Genomic DNA, 16,859 nt, shown 5'->3' with positions numbered 1-16,859 from the left:
GTTTTGATCCAATCCACTTTCGGGAGAGCGTTCGTGCGTCGCCTGTTCGTTTCATGCTGTCTGAGTCTTTCGTTCCTCGCCGGCGTCGCGCATGCGCAGCCGGCACCCGATCCGCAGAAGGTGCTCGCGGCGAGCGACGCGATCCGCACGCCGGAGAAATCGTTCGTGCTGACCGCGACGTTGATCGAGTACCGGTCCGGCAAGCAGGTCGACGGCAATACGCTGTCGATCTATTCGAAGCCCGACGCGCCCGGCGGCGCGTTCCGCACGCTGGTGCGCTTCGTCGCGCCGGCGCGCGACACGGGCAAGCTGATGCTGAAGAACGGCAACGACCTGTGGTTCTACGATCCGGCGAACCAGGCGAGCGTGCGGATCTCGCCGGATCAGCGGCTGCTCGGACAGGCCGCGAACGGCGACGTCGTGACGATCAATCTCGCGCACGACTACACGGCCGAGATGAAGGGCGTCGAGGACATCGCCGACGGCGACCGGCAGATGCGCCGCGCGTACCGGCTCGCGCTTGCCGGACACGGCGACGGGCTCACTTACCGCCGAATCGAGATCTGGATCGACGCGGCGAACAACCGGCCGTTGAAGGCGCGCTTCTATTCGGAAAGCGACCGACTGCTGAAGACCGCGTTCTATCGCCGCTACACGATGCAGCTCGGCGTCGAGCGGCCGACCGAAACCGTCATCATCGACGGGCTCGACAGCAACTGGGTCACGGTCATGCGCTTCTCCGACTACGCGTGGCGCGACATTCCCGACGCATGGCTGCAGCGCGACTATCTGTCCCGCTTCCAGGCGCAATGACGGCGCGGCGCCGATGCCGGATCGCCGTGCTCGCGTTCGCGCTCCTGCCGGTGCTCGTGCGCGCGGCGGATGCGGATGGCGCGGGCGGCGTGGATGCGACCGGCGTGGACACGGCCGACGCCGCGGCGCTCGATCTCGCCGACCGGCCGGCCGCGACGCCGCCCGACACCGCGAAGCCGTGGAAACTCGGCGTGCAGGACGCGCTGCGCACGAGCCGCTATCGCGACGGCGGGGACGCCGGCCGCAATCAGCTTTCGATCGAATTCGAGTACGGTCAGTGGCTGACGCCGTCGTTCGCCGCGCACTTCTCGATGCGCTTCGACCGCTTCGACCGCTTCGATCCGCTCGGGACGTCGAGCACGTCGTCGCGCGACGTGACGCTCGTGAAGGAGGCTTATGTGAGCTGGCGCGCGTCGCCCGCGTTCGTGGTCGACGCGGGGCGCGTGAACGAGCGGCTCGGCGCGGCGATCGGCTACAACCCGACCGACTTTTTCCGCGCGGGCGCGGTGAGCCTCGACGTGCCGCCCGATCCGGACAGCCGGCACACGAATCGGCTCGGCACGGTCGGGCTGCGCGCGCAGCAGGTGTGGGACACGGGTTCGCTCACGGCGCTGCTGTCGCCGCGTCTCGAGCGCCGCGGCCTGCCGGGCGACCCGGCCGCGTCGTCCGACCTGCAGCGGACCAACGGCGTCGACCGCTGGATGCTCGTCGCGAGCCAGCGGCTGAGCGCGGCGATCCAGCCGCAATGGATCGTCTACGGCGAAAGCGGGCAGGCGCCGCAGTTCGGCCAGAATCTGAGCGTGCTGCTCGGCAACTCGGTGGTCGCGTATCTCGAATGGGCGGGCGGCTACCGGCGCTCACTGATCGCGCGTGCCACCGGCGCGGCCGACGATCGTGCGTTCCGCACCAGCTCGTCGGTGGGGGCGACGTGGACGCTGCCGGTCGACCTGTCGCTCACCGCGGAATTCCAGAGCAACGGCGGCGGCGCGGACGCGGCGCAGTGGCGGTCGTTGCAGCGTGCGAACCCGTATGCATGGGGCAGCGCGGTGCAGACGTCGATCGCCGCGCAGGAGTTGCAAACCCGCCACGGACTGTTCGTGATGGCAGCATGGCGCAATGTCGGCGTGCGCCGCCTCGACCTGTCGGGCTTCATGCAGGCCGATCTCGGCGGCGGCCGGCAATACTGGGTCGAGCTGCGGCGGCGCTTCGACCGGTTCGACGTCGCGCTGCAATGGCTGCATCAGGGCGGGCCGTCGTGGAGCCGCTTCGGTGCGATGCCGGAGTCGACGAGTGTTCAGGTGCTGGGTATTTTTTATCGATGATGCAAGGAGAGTTCGAATGAGCAAACGCGCGCTTCAGGCGGCGACCGCCGTGCTTGCGCTGGTCCCGTCGATCACCGGGGTGCTCGGCATGATGGGCATCGGCGATCCGCTTTATGCCTCGCTCGGCATCGCGCTGCCGGCCGACGCGACGCTGGACGGCAACCTGCGTTTCTACGCGGGCGTCTGGCTCGGTGTCGGGCTCGCTGCGTTTTCGGTGATTCCGCGGATCGAGCGTCAGGGGCGGCTGTTCGCGACGCTGTGGACGATGATCTTCCTCGGCGGCGTCGGGCGGCTGATTTCGCTCGCGACGCTCGGGCTGCCGTGGCCGCCGTTCGTCGGCTTCACGGTGCTCGAAGTCGTCGGTGCGCCGCTGTTCATCATGTGGCAGCGGCGGGTGGCGGCGCATGCGGCCTGGGAGAGCGCGAATGCATGATATCGATCCGCGCATTGCGCCGCGCCGCCGTGCCGATGCCGCCGCACGGCGCACCGCGGCGGCCTTCCTGTCGAGCGTGTTACGCGCGGCGATGGCACGGCGCGTGCCGCGCGCGTGCATGCGGTTCGTCGCCCGCGTCGCGTTGCTGGCCTGTATCGGGTTGCTCGCGCCGCAAGCCGGCGCGCAGACGTCGGCCGCCACCGCGGTCGACGACTACGCGGCGACCCGCTATCCGATCATCCTCGTTCACGGCCTGACCGGAACGGACGACTATTTCGGTGTGCTGCCTTACTGGTACGGCATCCAGGCCGACCTTCAGCGGCACGGAGCGACGGTCTACGTCGCCGACCTGTCCGGTTTCCAGAGCGACCTCGGCCCGAACGGGCGCGGCGAGCAGTTGCTGGCTTATGTGAAGCAGGTGCTCGCCGTCACGGGCGCGGCCAAGGTGAACCTGATCGGACACAGCCAGGGCGGGCTGACATCGCGTTATGTGGCTTCGGTCGCGCCCGCGCTCGTCGCATCGGTCACGACGATCGCGACGCCGCACCGCGGCTCGCAGTTCGCCGACTTCGTGCTGGGTGCGCTGAAGCTCGACCCGACCGGCCTGTCGACGCCGGTGTTCGGCACGCTGCTGAACATCATCGGCATCCTGACCAGCGATACGCACAACACGAACCAGGACGCGATCGCCGCGCTCAACGCGCTCGACACGACCTATGCCGTGCAGTTCAACCGGTTGTTCCCGAGTCCGGGGCTCGGCGCCGGCGCGTGCGGCACCGGCGCGCCGGCCGAGACGATCGGCGGGAACGTGCACCTGCTGTATTCGTGGAGCGGGGCCGCGTACCAGCCCGTGTCGCTGCTCGGCATCGTGACGGGCGCCGTCGATACCAGCGTGATTCCGGTCATCGATCCGGCGAACGTGCTGGATCCGTCGACGCTCGTGTTCCTGACGGCCGGCAACATCATGGCACTCGCCGGCGCGGGCCCGAACGACGGCTTCACGTCGACTTGCAGTTCGCGGTTCGGCACGGTGATCTCGACGCGCTACCACTGGAATCACTTCGACGCGATCAACCAGCTGCTCGGCATTCGCGGCGCGTTTGCGGAAGACCCGGTCGCCGCGCTCCGCGTGCATGCGAACCGGCTGAAACTGCAGGGCGTCTGAGCGATGGAGGTCCGGACGACGTTGTCGCGCGCCGTGCTGTACGGCGCCACCGGCATGATCGCGGTCGCGGCCGTGTGGCATGCGCTCGGCAGGCCGACGCAGGCGCCCGAGGCCGCCGGCGCTGCGCGGGCCGTCGATGCCGCGTCGCCCGGTGCGGCGGCGCCACGGCCTGCGCTTGCGGCATCCGCCGTCGTGCTGCCCGCGTCGCTGGCGGGTTCGCGCGCGCCGCGCCTGCCGGTCGGCCCCGACGGGCACTTGGCGAAAGTGCGCGCGGTGCGGGAATTCTTCGATTACTTCTTGCTGGCGCAGCACGACCTGACGGCTGCCGAGCTCGATGCGCTGGTTGCGCGCGAGATCGCCGCGCAACCGGTCGGCGCGCAGGCACGGCGCGAAGCGCTCGACGTATGGCCGCGCTATCGCGCGTGCCTCGCCGCGTTCGCCGCACCGCCGGATGCCGCACCGCCCGGCGGGCGCATCGATCCGGACGGGATCGCGGGCGAGTTCGCACGGCGCGAGGCGCTCGCGAGCCGATGGCTCGGCGACTGGAGCACGCCTTTCTTCGGCGCGGAACGCCAGCGGCAGCGCGACGACCTCGAGCGGATCAGGATCGCGCGCGATCCGACGCTCACCGATGCACAGAAGCGCGAACGCCTCGCCGCACTCGACCTGTCGCTGCCGCCCGGCATGCGCGACGCACGCGAGCGGCTGGCGCGGCAGCACGACGAGATTGCGACGGTCGCGCGGCTCGAAGGGCAGCGCGCGACGCCCGATGCGTTGCGGGCACAGCTCGGCGCCGACGTCACCGCTCGCGTCGTGCGAATGCAGCAGGACGACGACGCGTGGCTGGCGCGCTATCGCGACTACGCGGCCGAACGCGAACGGCTCGACGCGCAGCGGCTTGCGCCCGACGCGCGCGATGCGCAGATCGCGCAATTGCGGCAACGCGACTTCCCGGACCCGGCGGACGCCCTGAGGGCTGCGTCGCTCGACGCCGGCAGCGCGGCGGCATCGGCGCACTAGCGCGCGACATCGCGCCCGGCTCCGGTGCGTGCATTTCCTGCCTGCCACACCCGTCGCCAGGGAAGTGTTGGATATGTCACTTATCCCGCATTGCGTCGATTCTGGAATTATTTTCAGTGATTGATTTTATTGAATTTCGAAGAATTGCTATTCACAAGACATTCGAACTTATTTATTTAGCAATCCTATTTATGCGATAGTTAATTAAATGACTAATCCTTGATTGACAATGCAAGGACATTCGGGTGCCGGATTGAAATGTCAAATTACTTCATGTAACGAAATTGGAATGTCGCGGACGGTTGGCCTGCGTGATACCTTTTTGCTCAATGTCACCGGGAAGAAAACGGAAAAACCGTCAAACCGGTCCGGTGAAAAATGGCATGAAGGTTCGGTGGCCGAGGGCAGGAATACAACGTACGAGGTGCGCCGTGACACATCAGGCAAACAACGTCATCGAGTTGCCGCATGCACTTGGTGCCAATCATTTCCTGTCCGCGCTTGACGGAATAAGTCGTTCGGAATTGGCACCCCATTTGCAGCTTTCGAATCTCAAGACCGGGCAGGTGCTGTGCGATGCCGGCGAGAATCTGGAGGCCGTCTATTTTCCCGTGACGGCCGGCATTTCCCTGCAATACACGGCGGGCGGCAAGACGACGCTCGGCGTAACGGAAATCGGTCGCGAAGGCGTCGTATGCGACGACGTCATCGGCAGTGCGATGCAGCGACGCGCCGTCGTCTATTGCGGCGGGTTCGCGTATCGGCTGCATGCGCGCCGGTTCGACGACGCGTGCGACGCATCGGCGGCCATCCGGAAGCAGGTGTTCGTGCGCATGCAGCTGATTCTTGCCCAGGCGTCGCAAGTGATGTTCTGCAGCCGCCACCACCTGATGCGCCATCAACTGGGCCGGTGGCTGCTGATCGCGTACGAGCGATCGCGCAGCATCGAAATCCCGGTCACGCACGGCATGCTGGGCCAGATGCTGGGCGTGCGGCGCGAGACTGTCACCGATGCCACGCGGCAGCTTCACGAGCTCGGTCTGATCCATCAGCACCGCGGTGCCATCGTGCTGACGGACCTGGCGAATCTCGAACGGCAGGGATGCGACTGTCATCGGGTCATCCGGGACGAAACGTGCCGCATCCTCACGGTCGATTCCGGTATCGAGGCCGGTGAATCGCCGCCGCGCCGCGTGCGGACGACCTAGTCCGTCGCGCCGCGCGGGAGGGCGCGGCCGGCAACGGCTTCTTGTGCCGCGATTGCATGAAAGGCGGCACGTCGCGAGCGTGCGGAATGGGAGATGCCTGAACGCCGGAAGTCCTGGCGTGCGCCAGGCCAGAGACGTCGAGAACAATCAGAAAAGCAGTCATCAGGTATGGAAAACATTTCGAAGCTCCCGAGTCAGCGCAGTTCGTTTCACGTGTGGCCATGGAGTCCGGCGCTGGGCATCCTGCCGATCGTCGTCGTGATCGTGGCGCTGGCCGGGTTCGTCGCCGTCAGCCTGATCGTGATCATGTCGCTGCGCGTGTATGTCGGTGGCGAAAGCAGCTGGTCGAAGGCGCAGAAGGACGAGATCATCCTGCTGAGCCGCTATGGCGAGACCAGCGACGAAAAGCTGTTCGGCGATTACCTTGCGGTCGACCGGACCCTCGTATTCCTCGGCATCGCGCGCCGGGCGATGGTCGGCGTGCCGGCGGATCACGGGGTGGCGCGCCGGGCGATGATCGAGGCCGGCATCAATCCCGTCGATGCGGCGGCGGTGGTGTGGTTCTATCCGATCCTGAGCAGCTTCGCGCGCCTGAACGCCGCGTTGCAGTACTGGGAAGACGCGGACCGGCAGCTGGTCGATCTGCGCCAGGCCGCGGACGCACTGCGCGAATCGGTGCATGCGGGCGACATCCGGCGCACGAGTCGTCTGAATCGCTCGATCTGGGACATCAATTCGCGCATCGAACCACTGCCGAAGCGCTTTTCCGACGAGCTGAGCGCCGAGTTCCGCTCGGCCGTCATCCAGCTGATCCTGTCGTACATCGCGGCGTCGCTGCTGATCATCCTGCTGTCGGTGCGATGGGCGAGCCGCGCGCAACGCCAGCAGCGGTCGATGCAGACCGAACTCGACCGGAGCCAGGCATTCGCGGAAGCCGCGCTTCGCTCGGTTGCCGACGCGATCGTCACGATCGGCCTCGCGCGCAGCATCGAAACGGTCAACCCGGCGGCCGAGCAGTTGCTCGGATCGTCTGCGGATCTGTGCGTCGGCAAGCCGATCAACGATGTGCTGGACCTGATCGACACGTCGACCGGGATGTCGATCAAGCTGCTCGCGTCGCTGAGCAACAGCGGCGACCACACGTTCACCCGCGATCTCGACCTGATTCGCGTATGCGGCTCCGCAGTGGCCGTTCGCGCGTCGCTGTCGAAGATGGACAACGCCGCGGGCCGCTGCGTCGGCTACGTGCTGATCCTGCGCGACATGACGCACGAATACCAGTTGATCGAGAAGCTGACCTGGCAGGCGTCGCATGACGCGCTGACCGGGCTGATCAACCGGACGGCGTTCGAGCTGCGCGTGGGCGAAGTGCTGGTGGAGCGGGCCGGCGGGATGCTGCTGGTACTCGATCTGGACGGCTTCAAGGAAGTCAACGACGTATGCGGGCACGCGGCCGGCGACGCGCTGCTGCGCGACGCGACGGCGGTGTTCCGGCGCTGTCTCGACGACGACGACGTGTTCGGCCGGCTGGGCGGCGACGAGTTCGGCATCCTGCTGCCAGGCAGCCGAAACGTCGCGCCGGACGGCGGCAAGGCGGAGCGGATCCGCGCGAGCCTCGACGACTTCACGTTCTTCTGGGAAGGTGAACCGTTCAAGATCAGCGTCAGCATCGGCGTGCTGGATCTCGCATGCCGCCCCGAGAGTGTCGAGAAGGCCATGCAGATGGCCGACATCGCATGCTATGTGGCGAAGGATCGCGGCCGCAACCGCGTGCACGTCGCGGATTCGCGCGACATGAATTCGAGCCGCCAGGCGTACCACAAGCAATGGAGCCGCCGCGTGAAGACGGCGCTCGAAACGAATTCATTCAAGTTGTACGCGCAACGAATCGTGCCGATCCAGGCCGCGCTCGGCGCACAGGAGCGCGCGGAGATCCTGCTGCGCATTCCGGATGCCGACGGCAAGCTGATCTCGCCGGTATTCCTGCCGGCCGCCGAACGCTACGGCCACATGACGATGATCGACCGCTGGGTCGTGCGCACCGTCATCCAGCGCCTCGCGCGGCTCGAACGGCGTCACTACGTCGAATACAACGTGAACCTGTCGGCGATGTCGATCACCGACGAACGCTTCGTCGAGTTCGTGATCGCCGAGCTGTCCGCGTCGGGGCTCGATCCGTCGCTGCTGTGCTTCGAAATCACGGAGACGAGCGCGGTTCGGAACCTGGAGGTCGCATCGCGCTTCATGTGCGAGCTGCGCGACCTCGGCTGCCGGTTCGCGCTGGACGATTTCGGCGCCGGCATGTCGTCGTTTTCGTATCTGCGCCAGTTGCCGATCGACTACCTGAAGATCGACGGCGGCCTCGTGTCGGACATGACGTCCGACAGCATCAAGCGCGGCATCGCATGCGCGATCAACGACATCGCGCACGTGATGCAGTACCGCACCGTGGCGGAGCACGTCGAGGATACGACGACGGCCGAGATGCTTCGCGCGCTCGGCGTCGACTATTGCCAGGGCTATTACTTCGGCCGCCCCGCGCCGTGGCAGGAAGGGGGATTCCATTGAAACAACGAGGAATGAACGCATGAGTGCTCCATTTGAACTGACCGGCGACCTGACGGATCTGGCCAGCTATCCGGCCTGGCTGCGCGACGTGGTCGGCGCGACCGACGAACTGAAGGCGCGTATCCGGTCGCATCCGGTATTCGCGGCCATGAGCGGCGGAACCCTGCGCGCGCCGCAGTTGCGCGCGTTCTTCGTGACCGGCTGGGCGGTGGTCAGCCAGTTTCCCGAGTACATGGCGATGAACCTGGTGAAGACGGCCGCGTATCGGTCGCGCGGCGACGAGAAGGCCAGGCGCTATCTGATCCGCAATATCCGCGTCGAGCAGAATCACGTCGATCACTGGGCCAACTGGGCCGTCGAATCGGGCGTGACCGTCGACATGATGCTGTGCGGCGACGCGCCGCTGGCCGGGTTCGCGCTGAGCCACTGGTGCTGGAAGAGCGGCAGCGCCGATGCGCTGGCGCCGAGCATCGCCGCGACCAACTATGCGATCGAAGGCGTAACGGGCGAATGGAGCGCGATCCTGTGCGCGTCGCCGTACGAAGAGCAGTTCGATCCGGCGGTGCGGCATCGCGCGATGCGCTGGCTGAAGCTGCATGCCGACTACGACGACCGGCATCCGTGGGAAGCGCTCGACATCGTCGCGACGCTGCTCGGCCAGTCGCCCGCGGCCCGCGACGTGCGGGACGTCGAGACGTCGATCCGCAAGAGCCTGAGCTATTTCCTGACGAGTCTCGATTGCTGCATGCATGTGTAGTCGTCGGCACCGCGCTGTCGCCGGTTCGTGCATGCCGGCCGTTCCGGTCGGCCGGCTGACCGGCGTGATGCCCGGATTCGCGGTCCAGGCTGTCGTGTTGGGCGATTTTCCATGGCCACCCAAGTTCTTGTTGTAGAGCCCGACGCGCGGCTGCGCGACATGATCGGCGTATTCCTGCGCGACTGCCAGATCGACACGTCGGTGCTGGAGGACGTGTCGATGCTGACGGCGCGCGTGGCGGCGGCGCCGCCGACGCTGATCGTGCTGCGCGTCGAACGGCCGACAACGGCGGCCTATATGGCGCTCGGCGCGCTGCGGCGCGCCGGCCACGACATGCCCGTGATCGTGCTCAGCCGTTGCGCGGGCGTGGCCGACAAGGTCGTCGCGCTCGAGATCGGCGCGGACGACTACGTCGTCGAGCCGTTCGAGCCGATGGAGCTCGTCGCACGCGTGCGCAGCGCGATGCGCCGTTATGCGCCGAACGGGTCCGGGCCGCCGCGCGAGCCCGGAATCGCGGAACCCTATGCGTTCGGCGACATCGAGGTGAATTTCGCGAGCCGGCGCGCGACCCGCGCGGGGCGCGATCTCGGGCTGCGCGTCAGCGAATTCGCGCTGCTCGAGCTGTTCATCTCGCAGCCGATGCGCGTGCTGTCGCGCACGGAGATCCTCGCGCTGCTGGGGCTGAAGGCGGCGGGACGCTCCGAGCGCGGGCTCGACGTGCTGATCTTCCGGCTGCGCAACCTGATCGAGCAGCCGGTCGGCGATTATCGCTACATCCGGACCGTGCGCGGGGAAGGCTACATGTTCGTGCCGCTCGGCACGTTGGCGGACGACGACACACCCCCGCCGCAACCCGCCTGAGCGGATCGACCGGGCGCAGGGGATCGCCGCGCGCCGCTTCCCGATCGCCAGGCGCCGGCATGAATCCGGATGAGCGGGCTTGTGCGTGCCGCCGTCGTCGCGGTTCGCCGGCGCGCACCCGGGCATTGTCGTTATAGAACGACCGTGCTAAATTTCCGCCAGCACTTGCAGTCACCGACCGATTCATCCGGCCCCGGCAACCGGAGCCCATGGGCGCGCCTGGAGCGCCGCCCGACAGGAGGCAGACGTGATGGAGCATGCATCGATCGAGCGCAGGCGGATCGACCGGCGGGCGCATGAGCGGCCGTCGCCGACGCGGGCCACCCGGAGGGCGGCACGATGAGCCTGTTGATGTCGCGACGCGATCTCGCGTTCCTGTTGTACGACTGGCTCGACGCCGAAGCGCTCGTCGCGCTGCCGCGCTACGCGGAGCACAGTCGCGAGACCTTCGATGCGGTGCTCGACACCAGCGAGCGGATCGCCGAAGACCTGTTCGCGCCGCATGCCGCGCGCGGCGACCGCGAGGAGCCGCATTTCGACGGCGAGCGCGTGACGCTGATTCCGGAAGTCGAACCGGCCGTGCGGGCTTTCGCGGACGCCGGCCTGATCGCCGCGGGCCACGATGAAACGCTCGGCGGCATGCGCTTGCCGAAGCTGGTCGAAGCCGCGTCGTTCCTGTACTTCCAGGCCGCGAACATCGCGACCGCCGCTTATCCGTTCCTGACCGTCGCCAATGCGAACCTGCTCGTCGCGCACGGCAGTCCCGCGCAGATCGATGCGTTCGCGCGCCCGGAACTGGACGGGCGCTTCCTCGGCACGATGTGCCTGTCCGAACCGCAAGCCGGCTCGTCGCTGTCCGACATCACGACGCGCGCGGATTTCGACGGCGACTCGCCGCTCGGCCCGCGCTACCGGCTGACCGGCAACAAGATGTGGATTTCCGGCGGCGAGCACGAACTGGCGGAGAACATCGTTCACCTCGTGCTCGCGAAGATTCCCGACGAACACGGCCGGCTGCCCACCGGCACGCGCGGTATCTCGCTGTTCATCGTGCCCAAGTACCTGCCGGCCGATGACGGCGCGCGCGGCGAGCACAACGACGTCGTGCTTGCCGGGTTGAACCACAAGATGGGTTATCGCGGCACGACCAACTGCCTGCTGAACTTCGGCGAAGGCACGCGTTATCGTCCGGAAGGGCGTGCGGGCGCCATCGGCTACCTGGTCGGTCAGCCGAACCACGGCCTGGCGTACATGTTTCACATGATGAACGAGGCGCGCATCGGTGTCGGCGCGGGCGCGGTGGCGCTCGGCTACACCGGTTATCTGCACGCGCTCGACTACGCACGCAACCGGCCGCAGGGGCGTCCGCTCGGCCCGGCCGGCAAGGACGCGGCCGCGCCGCAGGCGCCGATCGTCGCGCATCCTGACGTGCGGCGGATGCTGCTCGCGCAGAAGGCCTATGTCGAAGGCGGCCTCGCGCTGATCCTGTACTGCTCGAAGCTGGTCGACGAGGGGCGCGCGCACGACGACGAACAGGTGCGCGCCAACGCTGCGCGCCTGCTCGACATCCTGACGCCGATCGCGAAAAGCTGGCCGTCGCAGTGGTGTCTCGCCGCGAACGACCTCGCGATCCAGGTGCACGGCGGCTACGGCTACACGCGCGACTACGCGGTCGAGCGGCTCTATCGCGACAATCGCCTCAATCCGATTCACGAAGGCACGCACGGTATTCAGGCGCTCGACCTGCTGGGCCGCAAGGTCGCGCAGGACGACGGTGCATTGCTGCGCGCGCTCGACGCGCGGATCGGCGCGACCGTCGAACGCGCACGGGCGCTGGATGCCGACATGCGCGAGCAGGCCGATGCGCTGGCGCAGCGCTGGGCGCGGCTGTGCGACGTCACGCGACAGCTGGGCGCGATCGGCGATCCGCAACAGCGGCTCGCGAACGCGAGCGTTTATCTGGAAGCGTTCGGCCATCTCGTCGTCGCGTGGCTGTGGCTCGACGTGACGCTCGCCGCGCACGGGCATGACGGCGATTTCCACGACGGCAAGCGTGCGGCGGCCCGTTACTTCTTCCGCTGGGAATTGCCGAAGGTGGATGCGCAACTCGATCTGCTGTCGAGCGTCGACACGACGACGCTCGACATGCGCGACGCGTGGTTCTGACCGTCGCCGCGCCGATATTCCGGAATGCTGACGATGTGGCGGTTGCCGATCCTGCCGGCCACCGCGTATTCGTCGTGACCCGGCCGTGCGGGCGTGTCCCGCAGGCTGAACCGATCCGCGGCCACGCCGCGCAAGGAGAGAGAAGAGCATGAAAGCCCTGTTGTGTACCGCATTCGGCCCGATCGACCGCCTGCGTATCGAGGACGTGGCGATTCCGGAACCGGCCGTGGGCCAGGTCCGGATTCAGGTCAAGGCGGCGTCGCTCAATTTCCCCGACGCGCTGATCGTCCAGGGGTTGTATCAGGTGAAGCCGGCGCTGCCGTTCTCGCCGGGCGCGGAGTTTGCCGGCGTGATCGATGCGGTCGGTGAAGGCGTCGCCAAATGGCGGCCCGGCGATTCCGTGGTCGCGTTCACCGGGCACGGCGGGTTCGCGGAACAGTGCGTGGCCGACGTGCACCAGATCGCCGCGCTGCCGCCGGGCATGACGTTCGAGCAGGGCGCGGCGCTCGTGCTCGCCTACGGCACATCGCTGCACGCCCTGCAGCAGCGCGCGCGCCTGCAACAGGGCGAGACGCTGCTCGTGCTCGGCGCGGCGGGCGGGGTCGGGCTCGCCGCGATCGAGATCGCGAAGGCGCTCGGCGCGCGCGTGATCGCGGCGGCATCGAGCGCCGACAAGCTGGCGCTGTGCCGCGAAGCGGGCGCGGACGAGACGATCGACTATGCGACCGAAGACCTGCGCCGCCGCGTGGACGAACTGACCGGCGGGCGCGGTGCCGATGTCGTCTACGATCCGGTGGGCGGCGCCTACAGCGAGGCCGCCTTGCGCGCGACCGCGTGGCACGGCCGGTTCCTCGTGGTCGGCTTCGCGGCCGGCGAGATCCCGAAGATCGCGCTGAATCTGGCGCTGCTCAAGGAGCGCGACATACTCGGCGTGTTCTGGGGCGACGCGGTGCGCCGCGATCCCGCGCAGCATGTCGCGAACATGCGTCTGCTCGCCGAATGGTTCGCGGCCGGCAAGGTACGGCCCGCGATCACCGAGCGCGTGTCGCTGGCCGGCGCGGCCGACGCGATCGCGCGGATCGCGAACCGGCAGGTGAAGGGCAAGGTGGTGATCCTGCCGGACGCATGATCCGGTCCCGGCGCGCGTCATCGCGCTGCGTGTGCGGCCGTGCCGGCGGCCGCTACGCGATCCGGTTCAGTTCCTCGAAGCCCGCGACGAGTGCGTCGAGCAGATGTCGAACGGCGGGCACCATGCCGCGGCGCGTCGGGAAGATCGCGTGGACGAGCGCCGTCGGCGCCGACAGCGCGGGCAGCAGGTGGAGCAGCCGGCCGGCCTGAAGGTCGGCGCTCACCAGTTCGCGCGGCAATTCGGCGACGCCGATGCCGCCGAGCGCCGCAAGCCGCAGACTCCCCAGATCGTCGGTGGCCAGTCGCGGCCGATGCGCGAAAGAGATGGCCCGACCGTCGGCGTCGGCCAGGCTCCACACGTACTTGTCGCCGCTACTGGCCGTTGAAACCGTCGGCCAGTCCTTCAGGCTGTCGATCGACTCGGGTGCCGGAAAACGTGCGGCCAGTGCCGGGCTGGCGACGAGAATCCGGAACGACAGCCCCAGTTGCCGAACCGCGAGATCGGTGTTCTCCAGCGGCGGAACCCGGACCCGGATCGCGAAATCCAGGCCTTCCTCGACCACATCCACGCGCCGGTTGGTCGCATCGAGCAGCACCTGAACCTGCGGATTGTTCTCGATGTAGCGCGCCAGAATCTCCGCGACACCGGAACTCAGCAGCCCGACAGCGCAACTGATGCGCACGGTGCCCTGCGGCTGCGTCCGCGTGCGATCCACGATGTCCTTCGCGGCCTTCGATTCCGCGACCAGCGCGACGCAATGCTGATGGAACTGCCGCCCGGTTTCCGTCAGCGACAGGCTGCGGCTCGTGCGATTGAGCAGGCGCACGCCGAGCTCCTCCTCGAGCGCGCGAATGCGCCGGCTGAGCTTCGAGGTTTGCGCGCCGAGGCTGCGGGCGGCGGCCGTGAAGCTCCCGTGTTCCACCACTTCCGCAAAGAGCCGCAGATCGTTCAGGTCGGCGATGGGGTTCATGGCAACGGCTCCGTTCGATGAGATCGTTCTACTGGGAGCAATGATACGTTGCGATTCAGGAGATATGCGAGCGATCTTTGCGAATTTAGCATTCGTCCAACGTTCGGTGCTTCGCAGATTCCGGTGAGGCACCGCCAGGCAACCGCCCGTCGTTCGGGCAGCAGGAAACAGGAGGCGGACATGCTGACTCATCGACGCTGGGCATCACTGGATGCGGCGAACCATGGCTGGCTGCGTGCGAAATACCATTTCGCGGTCACGGCCGAGGGCACGCCGGAGCACGCGCCGCTGGGCCCGCTGATCGTCTGGAACGACGACGAGATCGCCGTCGGCAGCGGGTTCCCGATGCACGGGCACCGCGACGTGGAAATCATCACGTACGTGCGGCAAGGCGTGCTCGGCCATCGCGACACTTTGGGATCCGAAGGAACGATCAGCGCGGGCAACGTGCAGGTCATGAGTGCGGGAACGGGCATCCGTCATGCCGAGTTCAACCGGGGCGACATGCCGCTCAAGCTCTATCAGATCTGGTTGCTGCCGCGCACGAACGGCGGGGCGCCCGGGTGGGACACGAAGCAGTTTCCGAAAGGCGACCGGTCCGGACGTTTCGTCGTGCTGGCGAGCGGCTTCGCCGGCGACGACGGCGCGCTGCCGATCCGTGCCGATGCACGGGTGCTCGGCGCGACGCTGAAGGCAGGCGAGCAGGTCCGGCAAGGATTGGGCGCATCGCGCCGCGCGTATCTCGTCGCGGCTTCGGGGCGCATCGAAGTGAACGGAGAACGCGTGGGGCCGCTGGATGGCGTCGCGATCACGAACGAGGCCGCGCTCGAGATTGTCGCGGTCGAAGATTCCGAGCTGGTGATGGTGGACGCCGGCTGAGTGCCTTTATTTCCCAGTCCACCGAATCATTTCATTTCAGGAGTTCATCATGGATCGTTACAAGTATCTTCCGCTTCTCGGCCGCATTCTGATCGGCGCGCCGTTTCTGATGAGCGGGCTGAGCAAGCTCGCCGCGCATGCGACAACCGTCGGCTACATCGCGTCCGTCGGCCTGCCGGCGCCGTCGCTCGCTTTCGTGGTCGCGGTGCTGGTCGAGGCGGGCGGCGGCCTGCTGCTGATGTCGGGTTATCGGGCCCGCCCCGTGGCGCTGGCGATGGCGCTGTTCAGTGTGGTGACCGCGGTGTTCTTCCATCACAACTTCGCCGACCAGAACCAGATGATTCACTTTCTGAAGAACGTGATGATGGCAGGCGGCCTGCTGCAGATCGCGTACTTCGGCGCGGGCGCGTTCAGCCTTGACGCACGGATCGGGCGCACCGCGTTGCGTATCGCACCGGCGGCGTGAGCCGAACGGGCCGATCCTCCGGGGCGACTGGGCGCGTGACCGGCACGGCCGTCTCGTCAGGACCACCGCAGGGTGGTTCCGACTTTCATTCCGTCACACCACACGGCGTGCGTCAGCCGGCGCGCGTTGATACCGTCGCGACTGCCTCGCGATCATCGTTAGGAGTTCATCATGTCCAAGGTTCTCGTGCTGTATTACTCGTCGTACGGTCATATCGAGGCGCTCGCGGATGCGATGGCCGAAGGCGCCCGCTCGGCGGGCGCCACGGTCGACGTCAAGCGGGTGCCGGAAACGGTGCCGGAAGCCGTCGCCCAGGCAGCACACTTCAAGCTCGCCCAGCAGGCACCGGTTGCGACGGTGGCCGAACTGGCCGACTACGACGCGATCATCGTTGGCACGCCGACGCGCTTCGGCCGCATCTCGTCGCAGATGGCGGCGTTCCTGGATCAGGCCGGCGGCCTGTGGATGAGCGGCGCGCTGAACGGCAAGGTCGGCGGCGCGTTCACGTCGAGCGCGAGCCAGCACGGCGGCCAGGAAACCACGCTGTTCTCGATCATCACCAACCTGCTGCATTTCGGCATGACGATCGTCGGGCTGCCGTACACCCACCAGGGGCAAATGACGCTCGACGAAATCGTCGGCGGCGCGCCGTATGGCGCGACCACGATCGCGGGCGGGCAGGGGCAGCGCCTGCCGAGCGAGATCGAACTGGCCGGTGCGCGTCATCAGGGCGAACTGATCGCACGGACCGCGAGCAAGCTGTTCGACTGAACGTCGGCGCGCCCCGCGCGGTTTGGCGGGGGCCGCCGTACGCGATGACTTTCCGAATCAGAAGGGCTGACGATGAATAACGTTTCGAACGATGGCGGGCCGAGCGAGCACGTCGTGATGCATCCGCTCGATACGGACGATGCGGCGGTCGCGGCCGGCGTGGATGCGCGGCTCGACGTGTGGCGCGGGATGTCGCATGGATTTGCCGGCGGGATCGGCAAATTGAAGGCGTCCGCACAGGCGCTCGACGCGATCGGGCTGTTTCTCGTCGAACAACTGCAAGCCGGTGGCGGTGCGCGCGTCCGGCCGCGGTCCGCAGCCTGAACGCTAC

The 16,859-nt window shown here is 67.4% G+C and carries 16 protein-coding genes; 15 read left to right on the top strand and 1 reads right to left on the bottom strand.

Annotated features, from left to right (window positions below; genetic code table 11):
- Positions 1–33: 33 nt before the first annotated feature.
- The 11 genes from VL15_RS07075 to VL15_RS07025 all read left to right on the top strand — a co-directional run bounded on the left by VL15_RS07075 (position 34) and on the right by VL15_RS07025 (position 13,442).
- On the top strand, positions 34–813 hold the full coding sequence (locus VL15_RS07075) for an outer membrane lipoprotein-sorting protein (protein WP_048244303.1): 780 nt from the start codon (positions 34–36) through the stop codon (positions 811–813).
- A complete protein-coding gene (locus VL15_RS07070; protein WP_048244302.1) occupies positions 810–2,135 on the top strand; it encodes a hypothetical protein in 1,326 nt (441 codons plus the stop codon). The genes VL15_RS07075 and VL15_RS07070 overlap by 4 nt, the downstream gene beginning before the upstream one ends.
- A gap of 16 nt (positions 2,136–2,151) precedes the next feature.
- Positions 2,152–2,568 (top strand): DUF4345 domain-containing protein, encoded by a 417-nt coding sequence (locus VL15_RS07065; protein ID WP_048244300.1) that lies wholly within the window; start codon positions 2,152–2,154, stop codon positions 2,566–2,568.
- 67 nt (positions 2,569–2,635) lie between these two features.
- Positions 2,636–3,733, top strand: a complete 1,098-nt coding sequence (locus tag VL15_RS07060; RefSeq protein WP_419188654.1) for an esterase/lipase family protein — start codon at positions 2,636–2,638, stop codon at positions 3,731–3,733.
- 3 nt (positions 3,734–3,736) lie between these two features.
- Entirely contained in the window at positions 3,737–4,753 is a 1,017-nt protein-coding gene (locus tag VL15_RS07055) for a lipase secretion chaperone (protein WP_048244298.1), read from the top strand.
- Positions 4,754–5,184: 431 nt separating this feature from the next.
- Positions 5,185–5,961, top strand: a complete 777-nt coding sequence (locus VL15_RS07050; RefSeq protein ID WP_048244296.1) for a Crp/Fnr family transcriptional regulator — start codon at positions 5,185–5,187, stop codon at positions 5,959–5,961.
- Between the two features lie 168 nt (positions 5,962–6,129).
- Complete coding sequence (locus VL15_RS07045; protein WP_048244294.1) at positions 6,130–8,529, top strand: putative bifunctional diguanylate cyclase/phosphodiesterase; 2,400 nt, start codon at positions 6,130–6,132, stop codon at positions 8,527–8,529.
- A 19-nt stretch (positions 8,530–8,548) separates the two neighbouring features.
- Positions 8,549–9,286, top strand: coding sequence for a TenA family transcriptional regulator (locus VL15_RS07040; RefSeq protein ID WP_048244292.1), 738 nt, complete (start codon positions 8,549–8,551; stop codon positions 9,284–9,286).
- 111 nt (positions 9,287–9,397) lie between these two features.
- Complete coding sequence (locus VL15_RS07035; protein WP_048244290.1) at positions 9,398–10,147, top strand: winged helix-turn-helix domain-containing protein; 750 nt, start codon at positions 9,398–9,400, stop codon at positions 10,145–10,147.
- A 339-nt stretch (positions 10,148–10,486) separates the two neighbouring features.
- A complete protein-coding gene (locus tag VL15_RS07030) occupies positions 10,487–12,313 on the top strand; it encodes an acyl-CoA dehydrogenase (protein ID WP_048244288.1) in 1,827 nt (608 codons plus the stop codon).
- A gap of 148 nt (positions 12,314–12,461) precedes the next feature.
- On the top strand, positions 12,462–13,442 hold the full coding sequence (locus tag VL15_RS07025; protein ID WP_048244286.1) for an NADPH:quinone oxidoreductase family protein: 981 nt from the start codon (positions 12,462–12,464) through the stop codon (positions 13,440–13,442).
- 52 nt (positions 13,443–13,494) lie between these two features.
- On the opposite strand, the gene VL15_RS07020 is transcribed toward VL15_RS07025, so the two are convergent.
- A complete protein-coding gene (locus VL15_RS07020) occupies positions 13,495–14,412 on the bottom strand; it encodes a LysR substrate-binding domain-containing protein (RefSeq protein WP_048244284.1) in 918 nt (305 codons plus the stop codon).
- A gap of 180 nt (positions 14,413–14,592) precedes the next feature.
- Here VL15_RS07020 and VL15_RS07015 point away from each other — a divergent pair, with 180 nt between their 5' ends.
- The 4 genes from VL15_RS07015 (at position 14,593) to VL15_RS07000 (ending at position 16,852) form a co-directional block, all read left to right on the top strand.
- Positions 14,593–15,291 (top strand): pirin family protein, encoded by a 699-nt coding sequence (locus VL15_RS07015; RefSeq protein WP_048244282.1) that lies wholly within the window; start codon positions 14,593–14,595, stop codon positions 15,289–15,291.
- 49 nt (positions 15,292–15,340) lie between these two features.
- Positions 15,341–15,757 carry a DoxX family protein gene (locus tag VL15_RS07010; RefSeq protein ID WP_048244280.1) on the top strand — a complete coding sequence of 139 codons (417 nt, stop codon included), beginning with the start codon at positions 15,341–15,343 and terminating at the stop codon, positions 15,755–15,757.
- Between the two features lie 171 nt (positions 15,758–15,928).
- Positions 15,929–16,528, top strand: a complete 600-nt coding sequence (gene wrbA, locus VL15_RS07005) for an NAD(P)H:quinone oxidoreductase (protein ID WP_048244279.1) — start codon at positions 15,929–15,931, stop codon at positions 16,526–16,528.
- Between the two features lie 72 nt (positions 16,529–16,600).
- The gene (locus VL15_RS07000) at positions 16,601–16,852 is read left to right on the top strand and encodes a hypothetical protein (protein ID WP_048244277.1); all 252 of its coding nucleotides are present in this window, start codon (positions 16,601–16,603) and stop codon (positions 16,850–16,852) included.
- Positions 16,853–16,859 lie beyond the last annotated feature (7 nt).

The sequence above is a fragment of the Burkholderia cepacia genome, assembly GCF_001039005.1.
Classification (GTDB): Bacteria; Pseudomonadota; Gammaproteobacteria; order Burkholderiales; family Burkholderiaceae; genus Burkholderia; species Burkholderia theae.
This window is presented reverse-complemented; position numbering and strand designations above follow the sequence as displayed.